Genomic DNA, 13,768 nt, shown 5'->3' with positions numbered 1-13,768 from the left:
CTTTGAGATAATTTATAAAATGGATAAGGTGGATACCATGGTGACGCGTGCAGATAGAGATCCAATTGCTAATTGGTGGTGGACGATTGATCGCTCTATCTTTGCAGCTTGTTTAATTTTAATGGGAATTGGCATTATGCTGTCTTTTGCTGCCAGCCCTATTATTGCAAAAAAAATCGGAATTGCTGATAGTTTTTATTTTGTTCGGTGGCATATCATTTTTAGCATTTCAGCATTTTTTACGATGGTTACCATTTCCTTTTTTTCGCTTTCTAATATTCGTCGTTTATGTGCTCTTTTGCTCATTGTAACGCTTGCTCTTATGGTTGCAACCTTATTTTGGGGTCCAGAATTAAAGGGAGCACGGAGGTGGATTCTACTATTTGGTTTTTCTGTACAGGCTTCAGAGTTTATGAAGCCAGCTTTTGTGGTTATGTCCGCTTGGCTTTTTTCGGAACAGATACGCAAGAGGGGCATTCTGGGTTATACGTTAGCGATTCTACTTTATGCCATTTGTTGTGTGCTTCTGGTTTTGCAGCCTGATATTGGACAAACAGTTTTAATAAGTGCAACATGGGGGGGGCTGTTTTTTATTGCTGGTGTCCCTCTTACTATTATTTTTCTCTTTCTCATTTTAGGCGTTGTAGGAATTATTTTAGCTTATCTTTTTCTGCATCATGTGCGCGAGCGGATCAATGGTTTTTTGACAGGTGAAGGGGATACGTTTCAAGTGGATGTGGGACGTGAGGCTATTTTGAATGGTGGTTGGTTTGGGCAAGGTCCTGGGGAGGGCACAGTAAAACGTATCATTCCTGATAGCCATACAGATTTTGTATTTTCCGTTGCTGCTGAAGAATATGGTATTATTCTTTGTTTATTAATTATGATGCTGTTTGGCTTTATCGTTATGCGTTCATTGTATATAGCCATGAATACACGTGATTCCTTTATACGTCTTGGTATTACTGGCATAGCAATGATGATTGGCTTTCAATCAGCTATTAATATGGCCGTTAATCTTCACTTAATTCCTCCAAAAGGTATGACATTGCCTTTTATTTCTTATGGTGGTTCTTCGATGGTGGCGATTGCGTTTTCAATGGGCATTTTGCTTAGTTTAACACGTCGTTGGCCAGAAGCGCGCCTTTCAGCTTTTTCTTCCTCTTCTGTCTTGGATACCCCTTATGAATGATAAAAAAGTTATTATTTTGGTGGCTGGTGGTACAGGTGGACATCTTTTTCCTGCTGAAGCCCTTTCTGTTGAATTAAGGCAGCGTGGATATGATGTTCATTTAATAACAGATGAAAGAGCACGCCCTTTTGTTCGGTGTTTTGATGAAGAGCATATTCATATCGTTTCATCGGCAACATTTACACGACGCCATCCTTTTGCTCTGATAAAGACGTTTTGGTCTTTGCTAAGGGGTATGGGGCAATCGTTGGCGTTGTTTTATAAATTACGTCCTGTTCTTGTTGGAGGATTTGGGGGGTATCCGAGCTTTCCTCCTCTTTTTATTGCGGCTTTAACGAGGCGTGTGACATTTATTCATGAACAAAATGCTGTTATGGGGCGTGCCAATCGGGTGTTGGCAATTTTTGTGCGTGCAATCGCTGGTGGTTTGTTGTCGCCAAATGGCGCTTATGCTCATAAAATACTTTTGACGGGGAATCCTGTCCGTGAGGCTGTGTTGAAGGCGGCCAAAATTCCTTATCATTCTTCAGAGGGAGAAAAGCCATTTAATTTTTTGATTTTTGGAGGTAGTCAAGGGGCTTCTGCTTTTTCACATATTGTTCCAGAAGCTATTGCTTTATTTGATGATAAGAACCGTAAACGTTTACGAATTGTACAGCAAGTCCGCGGTGAAGCAGGAAGGTTGATCAAAATCTATCGTGATATGGGGGTACAAGCAGAAGTTGCTCCTTTCTTTGATGATATGGCTGAACGTATGGCACATGCTCATTTTATTTTGTCGCGCGCTGGGGCTTCGTCCGTTTGTGAGATAGCGGTGATTGGTAGACCTGCTCTGCTTGTTCCCTATCCCCATGCTTTAGATCATGATCAGGCTGCCAATGCAGCTTTGCTTGCTCGTGTGGGGGGAGCACAAATTATATCAGAAAAAGATTTAAATGCACAAAAGCTTTCTTCTCTTTTAATGCACGCTTGTTGTGCGCCCCATTTATTGGAAAAACAAGCGCTTGCTGCAAAAAAAGTTGGACAACCTCATGCAACCCGTCGCCTTGCTGATATGGCTGAATCCTTAACTGCAGGGCGATTGTTGTCAGATATAAAAGAGGAGCTTTTTAATGAAAATGCCACTTGATATAGGCGTTATCCATTTTATCGGAATCGGGGGGATCGGTATGAGTGGAATTGCGGAGGTTTTTTATAATCTTGGCTATAAAGTTCAAGGGTCAGATCAAGTTGAAAGTGCAAATGTTGAACGTTTGCGGAAAAAAGGAATTAACGTTCATATAGGTCATTGTGCTGAAAACTTAGGGAATGCAGAGGTTGTTGTTTTTTCTACTGCCGTTAAAAAAACAAATCCTGAGTATATTGCTGCAAAGGAAAGACATTTGCCGCTTGTCAGACGTGCAGAAATGCTGGCGGAGCTGATGCGATTTCGGCGTGCAATTGCAGTGGGTGGTACACATGGTAAAACAACCACCACATCAATGGTCGCAGCCCTTCTTGATGCTGGTCATTTTGATCCAGTGGTGATTAATGGCGGTATTATTAATGCTTATGGTACGAATTCTCGTACGGGAGATGGCGATTGGATGATTGTTGAAGCTGATGAAAGTGATGGTACATTTTTAAAGCTGCCTGCTGATATTGCTGTTATTACTAATATTGACGCTGAGCATTTGGATCATTATGGAAGTTTTGATGCTGTGCGTGAGGCTTTTCGGCAATTCGTAGAAAATGTTCCTTTTTATGGTTTTGCTGTTTTGTGTCTTGATCATCCAGAGGTTCAGTCATTGGCGGGCCGTATTGATGATCGTTGGGTGATCACTTATGGTGCAAATCCACAAGCGGATGTTCGTTTTCTTAATCTTTCGATGGATGGTCAAAAAACGCATTTTGATGTTCTTGTTCGCTCACGCAAAACAGGAAGAAAGATTGAGTTGAAAAATTTGCTTTTGCCCATGGCAGGGCAGCATAATGTTGCCAATGCAACGGCGGCGATTGCTATTGCGCATGAACTTGGCATTTCAAATGAAGCTATAAAAAGGGGCTTAGCAGAATTTGGCGGAGTAAAACGGCGTTTTACGCGAACAGGAAGTTGGCGTGGCATTGAAATATTTGATGATTATGGACATCATCCTGTTGAAATAAAGGCTGTTTTGCGTGCTGCACGTGAGAGTGCAAAAGGGCGTGTTATTGCGATTGCACAACCCCATCGGTATTCGCGTTTGTATCATTTATTTGATGATTTTGCTGCTTGTTTTAATGATGCAGATACAGTGTTGATTACGCCCGTTTATGCGGCTGGTGAAGAGCCTATTGTAGGATTTGGTTCTCAAGAATTGGTAGAGCATATTAAAATGGCGGGTCATCGTGATGTGCGCTTGATACATGGTTTGGAAGATGTTGTGTCTCTTGTCTCAAAATTTGCTCAGGCAGAGGATTATGTTGTTTTTCTTGGTGCTGGCAATATCACACAATGGGCTTGTGCTTTGCCTCATCAGTTAGCGGTATTGGATGGTCATGATAAATTTTCAGCACATTGATGGTGAGGCGCTATTGGCGCAATTGCAACCACTGTTAGGTGGCGTGAGAGGAAAGCTTACACCTAATGTTGAGATGCGTAAGGTAACGTGGTTTCGCACGGGCGGGTTGGCAGAGCTTTTTTATCAGCCTGTCGATGAAGAAGATTTGGCTCTCTTTCTTCAAAATTTGCCTGAATTTGTTCCTGTAACAATTGTCGGTATTGGTTCTAATCTTCTGGTGCGTGATGGGGGGGTTCCTGGTGTTGTGATTCGTCTTTCGCCAAAAAAATTTGGGCAAGTGAAGCAAGTTTCTCCAAAAGGCTTTTTAGTTGGTGCTGGTACGGCGGATAAACATTTAGCTGCTGCCGCTTTAGAAGCTGAGATTGCAGGTTTTCATTTTTATCATGGTATTCCTGGAGGTCTTGGAGGAGCTCTCAAAATGAACGCAGGTGCGAATGGTGTTGAAACCGCAGCGCGTGTTGTCGAGGTCTATGCGCTGGATCGTAAAGGGCAACGTCATATCTTGAGTGTGGAAGATATGCATTATTCCTATCGCCATTGTGATATTCCTAAAGATTTTATTTTTACGGCTGCTTTATTAGAAGGAAAACTCGGCAATAAAGATGATATTCGTGCTGCTATGGATGAAGTTGCCCTCCACAGAGAAACTGTGCAACCTATTCGTGAAAAGACAGGGGGATCAACTTTCAAAAATCCTGAGAATGGATCTGCGTGGCGCGTGATTGATGAAGCAGGGTGTCGTGGTTTACGGATTGGTGGCGCTCAAATGAGTGAAATGCACTGTAATTTTATGATTAATACAGGGCAAGCAACAGGATATGATCTTGAAGTATTGGGAGAAACAGTGCGTGCGCGTGTTTTTGCAAATTCAGCCCACCTTTTACAATGGGAAATAGAGCGTATTGGTCAATTTGAGCGTGGTCGAAGTGTTTCTCCTTTTGATCCATTTCATTGATTTATTGTTCACTAAAAAGTGAAAATAAAAAATTGAGTCATTTCAAAGAGATAATAAAAAATTTCTATTAAGAATCAATAAATTAACAAAGAATCTCTTGCATCAGGCTTTTGAGTCTGATTCATTATGCAAAATGCTAGGTTATTGATTCGCAAGGATAAACTTTGTTTTTCCTGTATGTAGTGCTGATGTATTCTATATAGACTACATATAGTATGCGAAAGAGGGTGATTTATTATGAAAGATAAACATATAGCTGTGTTAATGGGAGGTTTTTCTTCTGAACGGTCTATAAGTTTATCTTCAGGGGCGGCGTGTGCTGATGTTTTAGAGGTGCAGGGGTATCGCGTGAGCCGCGTGGATGTTGATGCTCATATTGCTTCTGTTCTTGAACAGTTGCAGCCCGATATTGCCTTCAATGCGTTGCATGGTCCATTTGGTGAAGATGGCCGGATTCAGGGGATTCTTGAATATTTAAAAATTCCTTATACTCATTCTGGCGTGATGGCATCTGCTTTGGCAATGGATAAGGGACGTGCAAAAATTATCGTTGCAAATGTTGGGGTTTGTGTTGCTCCTTCTCGTATCATGAGCCGCTTTGCTTTGGGCCGAACGCATCCCATGGAGCCTCCTTATGTAATTAAACCTGTGTGTGAAGGATCAAGTTTTGGTGTTGTCATTGTTCAAGGAAATGAAGCTGCACCGCCGCATAATATTGGGGGAGCTGAGTGGGGGTATGCCGATGAGGTGATGATTGAAAAATATATTCCTGGTCGTGAATTGACTTGTGCTGTTTTGGGGAACGAAGTGCTGGATGTGTGTGAAATTCTTCCCGATAAACACTTTCCATTCTACGATTATGACTCAAAATATAAAACGGGTGGTTCTCTTCATATTTGTCCTGCACAACTTTCACTAAATATTTACCAAAGTGTGCAAAGAATGTCTTTAGCAGCCCATCAGGCGATAGGGTGTCGAGGTGTTAGCCGTTCTGATTTTCGTTTTGATGAAAAAACGGGAGAATTGGTTTGGCTTGAAATTAATACGCAACCAGGTATGACCTCGACGTCTCTTCTTCCTGATATTGCAAAAGCGAGCGGCCGTACTTACGGCGATATTGTTCAATGGATGGTGGAGGACGCATCATGTATGCGTTGAATGTTAATAAAACAAATGTTCCGATGGAGGTGCTTTCAGTGCCGGCTTTGCCACGTCTTTATCGTCGTTTTCTTCGGTTTATGTTTGAGTTTGTTTTTGTCAATATTCATATTCCACGCCATTTTGGCTCTTTTGCTGTTGTGTGGTTTTTCTTTGTTACGGCTTTTTATGGACTTTCATCAAGTGGTCAGATGGCTGTGATCGTAAATACGATCATATTGGATAGTAGTTTTGTGGTCACTCATGTCGATATAAGCGGTAATAAGCGCTTGGCAAAGCAGGATATTTTTAAAATTTTAAAACTTGATGTTGCGCCTTCTATATTCACTTTTGATGTTGAAAGAGCGCGTTCTCTGTTGGAAAAACAGGCTTGGGTGCAATCGGCTAATGTTCAGAAAATTTATCCCAATAGAATGCGCATTTCCATCGTGGAGCGTGAACCCTATGCCATTTGGCAACATGATGGCATAATGGATATTGTTGATAATACAGGTCGTGTCATTGTGCCTTTTAAAGGAGAAATTGTTCGGGATTTACCTCTTGTGGTTGGGCAGGGTGCACAAAATGCTGCTAAAGTGTTTATTCAAGCGCTGTCAGTCTATCCGGAAGTATATGATCGTATTCGTGCTTTTGTGCGGGTAGGTGATCGACGTTGGGATCTTGTTTTGAATAATGGAATGCGCGTTATGTTGCCTGAAAGTGGTGCGCTTGAAAGGCTTTCTTCTCTTGTTTCGTCCGGTACAATGCAAGATCTTTTATCTCGCGATATTCTCAGTGTTGATTTACGTCTTGCTGATCGAATTACTGTTTCTTTATCAGATGAAACGTTGGAGCGTTATCATACTACTGTAGCAGAAGAAGAACGTATTTTAAAAGCGCGAAAGGCAGGAAGCCTATGATGCTACTCAGATCACATCATTTGAAGGGGCGTAAAACACGTTTTTTAACGGTACTTGATGTCGGTTCAAGTAAGATTGTTTGTCTTATTGCTTGTTTGCGTCCTTTGAAGCATGCGCACTATTTACATGGTCGTACACATTCTACGGAAATTCTAGGTTTTGGTGTGCAGCGTTCACGTGGTATTAAATCTGGTGTTGTGATGGATATGTTTGCAGCAGAGCAATCAATACGCTTGGCTGTTGATGCGGCAGAAAAAATGGCGGGTTTGGTGGTGGATTCAGTGATTGTGAATTTTTCCTCAAGTCGATTACAAAGTGCTTTGATTAATGGAATGGTCCATTTGAATGGTCGTGAAGTCACCAAGCGTGATATGCGTATGGCCTTTTCAGATGTTTCGCGCAAAGCCTTTGATGCTGAACGTCATGTTATGCACTCAGTTCCAGTTTCTTATGTATTGGATGGAGATAAAGGAATTTTTGATCCTATTGGCATGGCAGGGGAAACATTTGGTGTCGATGTGCATGTGGTAACAGCGGAAACAGCCTCTTTGCGTAATTTAGAAACTTGTATTAATCGTGCACATTTGAGTGTTGAAGCAATGGTTGCCACTCCCTTTGCAAGTGGTCTTGCTGTTTTGATGAATGATGAGGCGCATTTAGGGGCTGCATGTATTGATTTTGGTGGTGGAACAACAACATTTTCAGTGTTTTTTGAGGGGAAATTTATTCATGCAGATGCTCTTGCTGTTGGGGGGCATCATGTCACTCTTGATGTTGCGCGCGGATTTTCTATGTCTTTAACAGAGGCGGAACGTTTAAAAGTTGTTTATGGTTCAGCACTTTTAACAAGTGCTGATGAGCGGCAAATGATTAATGTAGCAGAAATTGGGAGTGAACAGCGTGAAACTCAATATCCTCGCGCAGTTCTTGGGCGTATCATTCGTGCGCGTGTTGAAGAAATTTTAGAAATGGTCCGTGATTGTTTAAATCGTTCTGGTTTTGGTCACATCATTGGTAAACGTGTTATTTTGACTGGGGGAGCAAGCCAGTTAACAGGATTGCCAGAAATGGCACGTACTATATTAGGAAGAAATGTTCGTATCGGGCGGCCTTTAGGTATTTCGAGGCTTCCTTCTCTTGCAAAAGGGGCGGCGTTTACATCTGCTGTTGGGTTGTTAATTTATCCGCAATTGGTGGGTTTTGAAGAAAAAACAATGCAGGCGGCAGGAAATCATTTATCGATGGGCACGCGTGGGTATTTTCAGCGTGTTGGTCAGTGGTTGCGTGAGAGTTTTTAGTTAAGTCTAGTTGGATAAATTTCATCGCTTTGGCTTGCGGTGTCTTATGAGAAGGAAAAGAAAATGACGATTAATCTGCATCGGCCAGATATCGCGGAATTGAAGCCACGCATTACCGTTTTTGGTGTTGGAGGTGGTGGCGGGAATGCCGTGAATAATATGATAAATGCTGGTCTTCAGGGAGTTGACTTTGTTGTTGCAAATACGGATGCACAGGCTTTAGCTATGTCAAAGGCTGAACGTGTTATCCAACTTGGGGCAGCTGTGACAGAAGGTTTGGGTGCTGGTGCTTTACCGGAAGTTGGGCAAGCGGCGGCGGAGGAATGTATTGATGAAATTATTGATCATCTTGCAGACTCTCATATGGTTTTCATTACTGCTGGTATGGGGGGAGGAACTGGAACAGGAGCTGCTCCCGTTGTTGCTCGCGCAGCGCGTGAAAAAGGTATTTTGACTGTTGGTGTTGTGACAAAGCCTTTTCAGTTTGAAGGCGCACGTCGTATGAAAACGGCAGAGGCTGGTATTGAAGAATTACAAAAGTCTGTCGATACATTGATTGTTATTCCCAATCAAAATCTTTTCCGTATTGCAAATGATAAGACAACATTTGCTGATGCTTTTGCTATGGCTGACCAAGTGCTTTATTCTGGTGTTGCTTCCATTACGGATTTGATGATTAAAGAGGGTTTGATTAACCTTGATTTTGCTGATGTTCGTTCTGTTATGCACGAAATGGGTCGAGCCATGATGGGAACCGGTGAGGCATCTGGTGATGGGCGTGCTTTGGCTGCTGCTGAAGCTGCTATTGCGAACCCATTGTTAGATGATACTTCTATGCGTGGGGCGCGTGGTTTACTGATTTCTATTACGGGTGGTCGTGATATGACTCTCTTTGAGGTTGATGAAGCTGCTAATCGTATTCGTGAAGAAGTAGATGCTGATGCGAATGTGATCTTTGGCGCTATTGATGATGAGTCATTGGAAGGTGTTATTCGTGTTTCTGTGGTTGCCACCGGTATTGATCGTGAAGTTAGTGATGTGGTTCAGTCCTCTCATCCTCAGATTCAAAGGCCTGCTTCTTCAATACGCAAGAGCGATCCTGGAACGTCACATAGTTCTTTTCATGTTCAATCATCGCCTCTGCGTTCTGAGTCAATGGTAGAAGTGATCGAATCACTTGAAATAGAGAAGGGTAAATCAACCGGAGAACAGTTCCGTCCCAAAAGTCAAATTTTTGCACAACCTGCAGAAGCAATGACGACACGAAGTGCCACGAATGCTGTTGCGTATGGTTCAAATGCTGTTCAGGAACAGAGATCCAATGTGCCTCGTATGCAAGTAAGCCGTGGTTCTCAACAGGCGATGACGGCTCCTGTGAGTATGGAGGCAACAGCGCATGTTCTTGATGAGATGACAGGGCTTATGAAGCAAAAAGAAAAGCCAGTGCAACCAAAACAAATGCAACAAATGCAAGCGCGCGCTCCAATGCGTATGCCTGAGTTAAAGGATTTTCCACCTGTTGCTCATGGACAAAGTCAAAGAACATTTGTGACTGATCAAGGTCCTCGTAATCTTTGGCAGCGTTTGAAACAGAGCTTGACACATCGTGAAGAAGCTGAGCCAGAAGCGAGGCTGGAGCCTGCTGTTAGATCGTCTCAGCAGAAAGATTCTCATGTTTACAATAAAAACTCTCAGGCGCTTTCTCAAGATGCTTCTGTTTATGTTCCACGTCGTTCTGGTGAGCTGCATCCTCAGGTACCACAAGATCAGCGTACTTTTATAAGTGAAGAAGATCAGTTGGAAATACCAGCATTTTTACGTCGTCAGGCAAATTAATTGATGAAAAATGAGGTAAAGTAAGAAATTTTATTATTTCTTTAATGCTCAGTCAAAAATTATACAGTAAAATATATTACTGTTTTTTGGATAAAATACTTTGTTTTAAAAAGACCGCTTACAATAAGCGGTTTTTTTTTATTATTTACTATGAATATTTTTTATAGTTTTATAAATTTTGTTAAAAGATGTACAAGCAATTTAATAAAATGATATGATGAATTTAGTACCAAAATATCAGTCTACTCTTAAAAAAGCAGTAACATTTAAGGGGATTGGCGTTCATAGTGGCTGTTTGTCAGTGGTAAAGGTTTGTCCAGCGGATGTTGGGTGTGGTATTGTTTTTAAGCGTTGTGGATTAGACGGAACAGAGAAAATATTTCAAGCCCATGCATCGCAAACAGGAGAAACTGAATTATCAACAGTACTTGGAGATGGAGATGTAAGGGTTGAAACAATTGAACATTTGATGGCGGCAATTGCTGCTTATAATTTGGATAATCTTGTTATTGAAGTGTCACATAATGAGATTCCTATTTTGGATGGTTCAGCGTGGCTATATTGCCAAGCTTTTGAAGATGTTGGTATTGTACAGCAAAATGCGTTGCGTTCTTATTTCATTATAAAAAAGCCCGTGCGGGTTGAAGGAGCTCATGGTGTTGCAGAGCTTTTGCCATTCGATGGACGTCGTTTTGATATAACGATCTCTTTTCCTTCTTCTGCTATTGGTAAGCAACATTTCAGTTTTGATCTTACCACACGAGGGTTTAGGGATGATTTGTCACGTGCGCGCACTTTTGGTTTTATCAAAGACGTGGAAGAATTAAGGCTTTCTGGAAAGGCGAGAGGCGCTTCTTTGGAAAATTCTCTTGTTATCGACCTTAATGATAAAATTTTAAATCCCGATGGTCCTTATTGGGAGAATGAATGTGTTCGGCACAAGATGCTTGATGCGATTGGTGATACTGCTTTGCTTGGGGCACCTTTTATTGGATTATTTCGTTCTTATTGTAGTGGGCATAGAATTAATGCGCAATTGGTGAAGGCTGTTTTGGCAGACGAATCATATTATGAAAAAAGCTTTTTAGAGAAAAAGTAAAAAAATTGGCAAGATTTTTTTATCGTTTATTTGATTTTTAAGGGGATGATTGACCTAAACTGCTAAATTGGTTATGTGGATTTTAAAGTGATATGGTATAAAACCTTTGATAAATTGTTTTTGCTACAAGGTGATATTCTGTGGAGGCCGGAAAAACTATGAAAAAATCTCATGTGTGCATTGGAAATATGACATATAGAAAATCTAACATTGTACGCAAGATATTGGGGGTGGTGCTTTTGGGAAGCACCTGTATGTTAGCGGGATGCCTCTTTAAAGAGAAAAATACCCTTGATCCATCTGCTTATGTTTTGAAAATAGAGCCACCAGATGTTTTATATAATCAGGCGCTTGCTAGCCTTGAAAGTGGGCGGCTTGGGGATGCATCGAAGAAGTTTTTGAAGATTGAAAAACAGTACGCTTATACAGACTGGGGACGTAAATCTTTGGTCATGGGTGCTTTTACTAATTATCGACTCGGAAAGTATGATGATTCAATTAGTATGGCTCAACGCTATATTACTCTTTATCCAGGGTCGACTGACTCGGCTTATGCATACTATATTATTGGTCTTTCTTCTTTCCGTCGGATTCCTGATGTTACGCGTGATCAACGTGATACGAAACGTGCTATTGCTGCTATGCAGCTTCTTATAGAGCGTTATCCTAATTCTGAGTATGTCAAGGATGCTAAGGATAAAATCCGTTTTGGTCGCGAACAACTGGCTGGTAAAGAAATGCAGATTGGCCGTTATTATGAAGAGGGGCGGCGCTATCTTGCGGCAAGTAGACGGTTTCGTACCGTAGTTGAAGAGTATTCTGATACAAATCAAATTGAAGAAGCACTTTTCCGCTTGACTGAGGTTAATCTTGCTCTCGGCTTAACGGCGGAAGCACAGACGGCAGCAGCTATTTTAGGACGTAATTATCCCAAAAGTGAGTGGTATAAATTTTCTTATAATCTCTTGCAGAAGAATAAAATATCACCACGTGAGCATAAATCTTCTTGGATCTCAAATGCTTTAGGTGGTGACAAGAAGAGGGTACGTTGATTCTCTATGTTGGTACAGCTTTCGATTCATAATATTGTTTTGATCGAAACGCTCGATATTCATTTTACAGCGGGGTTGACGGTTTTAACTGGAGAAACGGGTGCGGGGAAGTCTATTCTCCTTGATGCTTTATCACTTGCTCTAGGGGGGCGGGGTGATGCTTCGCTTGTGCGTCATGGGGCTGACCGCGGGCAGGTCACAGCTGTTTTTGATGTGTCTGTTTCACATCCTGCACGTCAACTTATTCGTGAGAATGGTCTTGATGATGAGGGTGATATTATTTTACGACGTGTGCAATCAAGTGATGGACGTAGCCGTGTTTTTATCAATGATCAGGTGTCTAGTGTTGCATTGATGCGGAGTGTTGGCCGTTTGCTGGTTGAAATCCATGGACAACATGATGATCGTGCGCTTGTTGATGTTGCTACACATCGCCAATTATTAGATGCCTTTGGTGGACTTGAGAATGAAGTGGAAAATTTGCGTCAGTGTTATCACACATGGCGTGAATTTGAGGAGCGTTTGCAACGGCAGCGTCTTAAAGTAGAGAGTGCTGTACGGGAGGTTGATTATTTTCGTGCGTGTGTAGAAGAGCTTGAAAAGCTTGATTTTAAAGTTGGTGAAGAGGAAGCTCTTTCTCTTCGTCGTGCTGATATGCTTAAATTAGAAAAAATAGCGACAGATATTAAAGAAGCGGATGATCTTTTAACAGGTCAAAAATCACCAATCCCAGTGCTTTCTAATTTGGTGAGGCGTTTGGAGCGGAAAATTCCTGAGGCGCAAGAACTTATTGCACCAGTGGTGAAATCTATTGATGAGGCATTGCATGCACTTGCAACAGCACAAGAAGGTATTGAGACGGCAATACGAGCATTAGATTTTGAACCTGATGAATTGGAACGGATAGAAGAGCGTCTTTTTGCTCTTCGGGGTTTTGCTCGTAAATATCAAGTTTCTGCGGATGAATTGGTTCAGTTACGCGATAAAATGGATGCTGAACTGGCTGACTTTGAAGAGGCTCAGACCATATTGACACGTTTTGAAGATGAGGCAGAGCAGGCAAAGAAAAATTATGATACATTGGCGCAAGCCTTAACAATAAAGCGTCGGGAGACAGCAAAGCATTTATCTGAAAGTGTTATGGCTGAGTTGCCGGCATTGAAGTTAGAGAGGGCTGAATTTATTGTTGAAATGCAAAGTGATATGGAAAAGCGGAGTGCAGAGGGATGTGATCGTATTGAATATTGGGTGCGGACAAATCCTGGAACACGTGCAGGGCCGATGCTTAGTGTGGCTTCTGGCGGTGAATTATCCCGTTTTTTGCTAGCATTAAAAGTTGTTTTATCTGATCGAGGATCAGCACCGACGCTGATCTTTGATGAAATTGATACAGGCGTTGGGGGGGCTGTTGCAGCTGCTATTGGACAACGATTGCAACGCTTATCAGAACGTGTTCAGGTTTTTGCTATTACACATGCACCACAGGTTGCATCGAAAGCGCATGGTCATTTTCTTATTTCAAAAATTGAGAGTCATGATAAAGGACGCTTTGTTACTGCGATTCATAAAATGAAAGAACATGAGCGTGCAGAAGAAATTGCCCGTATGTTGGCTGGAGAACAGATTACTGAAGAAGCGCGTGCAGCGGCTCAAAAGCTTCTAGCATAAAGGTAATTAGTCAGCGATAAAAATACTGGAAAGCTTGTATTTATTGAGATTCACTTGATGAGGATGCGTGT

The 13,768-nt window shown here is 41.8% G+C and carries 11 protein-coding genes; all 11 read left to right on the top strand.

The genetic code is table 11. The features are described from left to right. Window positions 1-37: 37 nt before the first annotated feature. The 11 genes from ACFINL_RS05905 to recN all read left to right on the top strand — a co-directional run bounded on the left by ACFINL_RS05905 (window position 38) and on the right by recN (window position 13,697). Window positions 38-1,192 carry an FtsW/RodA/SpoVE family cell cycle protein gene (locus ACFINL_RS05905; protein WP_375638336.1) on the top strand — a complete coding sequence of 385 codons (1,155 nt, stop codon included), beginning with the start codon at window positions 38-40 and terminating at the stop codon, window positions 1,190-1,192. Further along, window positions 1,185-2,321 carry an undecaprenyldiphospho-muramoylpentapeptide beta-N-acetylglucosaminyltransferase gene (gene murG, locus ACFINL_RS05900; protein WP_375638335.1) on the top strand — a complete coding sequence of 379 codons (1,137 nt, stop codon included), beginning with the start codon at window positions 1,185-1,187 and terminating at the stop codon, window positions 2,319-2,321. Before ACFINL_RS05905 ends, murG begins: the two co-directional genes overlap by 8 nt. After that, window positions 2,305-3,732 carry a UDP-N-acetylmuramate--L-alanine ligase gene (gene murC, locus ACFINL_RS05895; RefSeq protein ID WP_375632331.1) on the top strand — a complete coding sequence of 476 codons (1,428 nt, stop codon included), beginning with the start codon at window positions 2,305-2,307 and terminating at the stop codon, window positions 3,730-3,732. The genes murG and murC overlap by 17 nt, the downstream gene beginning before the upstream one ends. Continuing rightward, window positions 3,710-4,687: a UDP-N-acetylmuramate dehydrogenase gene (murB, locus tag ACFINL_RS05890; RefSeq protein WP_375638334.1), complete on the top strand. Its 978-nt coding sequence runs from the start codon at window positions 3,710-3,712 to the stop codon at window positions 4,685-4,687. The genes murC and murB overlap by 23 nt, the downstream gene beginning before the upstream one ends. Window positions 4,688-4,924: 237 nt before the next feature. Then, window positions 4,925-5,845: a D-alanine--D-alanine ligase gene (locus ACFINL_RS05885; protein ID WP_375611998.1), complete on the top strand. Its 921-nt coding sequence runs from the start codon at window positions 4,925-4,927 to the stop codon at window positions 5,843-5,845. Continuing rightward, window positions 5,833-6,744, top strand: a complete 912-nt coding sequence (locus ACFINL_RS05880) for a cell division protein FtsQ/DivIB (RefSeq protein ID WP_375611999.1) — start codon at window positions 5,833-5,835, stop codon at window positions 6,742-6,744. The genes ACFINL_RS05885 and ACFINL_RS05880 overlap by 13 nt, the downstream gene beginning before the upstream one ends. Further along, a complete protein-coding gene (gene ftsA, locus ACFINL_RS05875; protein WP_375650999.1) occupies window positions 6,741-8,042 on the top strand; it encodes a cell division protein FtsA in 1,302 nt (433 codons plus the stop codon). Before ACFINL_RS05880 ends, ftsA begins: the two co-directional genes overlap by 4 nt. Window positions 8,043-8,105: 63 nt before the next feature. After that, the gene (gene ftsZ / locus ACFINL_RS05870; protein WP_375650995.1) at window positions 8,106-9,878 is read left to right on the top strand and encodes a cell division protein FtsZ; all 1,773 of its coding nucleotides are present in this window, start codon (window positions 8,106-8,108) and stop codon (window positions 9,876-9,878) included. A 214-nt stretch (window positions 9,879-10,092) separates the two neighbouring features. Continuing rightward, a complete protein-coding gene (gene lpxC / locus ACFINL_RS05865) occupies window positions 10,093-10,977 on the top strand; it encodes a UDP-3-O-acyl-N-acetylglucosamine deacetylase (RefSeq protein WP_375638332.1) in 885 nt (294 codons plus the stop codon). 158 nt (window positions 10,978-11,135) lie between these two features. Beyond that, window positions 11,136-12,029: an outer membrane protein assembly factor BamD gene (locus ACFINL_RS05860; RefSeq protein WP_375612003.1), complete on the top strand. Its 894-nt coding sequence runs from the start codon at window positions 11,136-11,138 to the stop codon at window positions 12,027-12,029. Window positions 12,030-12,035: 6 nt separating this feature from the next. After that, entirely contained in the window at window positions 12,036-13,697 is a 1,662-nt protein-coding gene (recN, locus tag ACFINL_RS05855) for a DNA repair protein RecN (protein WP_375650992.1), read from the top strand. The last annotated feature ends 71 nt before the right edge of the window (window positions 13,698-13,768 follow it).

It is taken from the genome of Bartonella sp. AA78NXGY, assembly GCF_042197005.1.
In the GTDB taxonomy this organism is placed as follows: Bacteria; Pseudomonadota; Alphaproteobacteria; order Rhizobiales; family Rhizobiaceae; genus Bartonella.
Note: the sequence above shows the minus strand (reverse complement) of the source record. Positions and strands in the feature narration are given on the sequence as shown.

Excerpts from the sequence above, each read along its gene's own strand:
- ACFINL_RS05905 (WP_375638336.1), top strand. The coding sequence starts at position 38 with ATGGTGACGCGTGCAGATAGAGATCCAATTGCTAATTGGTGGTGGACG.
- murG (WP_375638335.1), top strand. The coding sequence starts at position 1,185 with ATGAATGATAAAAAAGTTATTATTTTGGTGGCTGGTGGTACAGGTGGA.
- murC (WP_375632331.1), top strand. The coding sequence starts at position 2,305 with ATGAAAATGCCACTTGATATAGGCGTTATCCATTTTATCGGAATCGGG.
- murB (WP_375638334.1), top strand. The coding sequence starts at position 3,710 with ATGATAAATTTTCAGCACATTGATGGTGAGGCGCTATTGGCGCAATTG.
- ACFINL_RS05885 (WP_375611998.1), top strand. The coding sequence starts at position 4,925 with ATGAAAGATAAACATATAGCTGTGTTAATGGGAGGTTTTTCTTCTGAA.
- ACFINL_RS05880 (WP_375611999.1), top strand. The coding sequence starts at position 5,833 with ATGTATGCGTTGAATGTTAATAAAACAAATGTTCCGATGGAGGTGCTT.
- ftsA (WP_375650999.1), top strand. The coding sequence starts at position 6,741 with ATGATGCTACTCAGATCACATCATTTGAAGGGGCGTAAAACACGTTTT.
- ftsZ (WP_375650995.1), top strand. The coding sequence starts at position 8,106 with ATGACGATTAATCTGCATCGGCCAGATATCGCGGAATTGAAGCCACGC.
- lpxC (WP_375638332.1), top strand. The coding sequence starts at position 10,093 with ATGATGAATTTAGTACCAAAATATCAGTCTACTCTTAAAAAAGCAGTA.
- ACFINL_RS05860 (WP_375612003.1), top strand. The coding sequence starts at position 11,136 with ATGAAAAAATCTCATGTGTGCATTGGAAATATGACATATAGAAAATCT.
- recN (WP_375650992.1), top strand. The coding sequence starts at position 12,036 with ATGTTGGTACAGCTTTCGATTCATAATATTGTTTTGATCGAAACGCTC.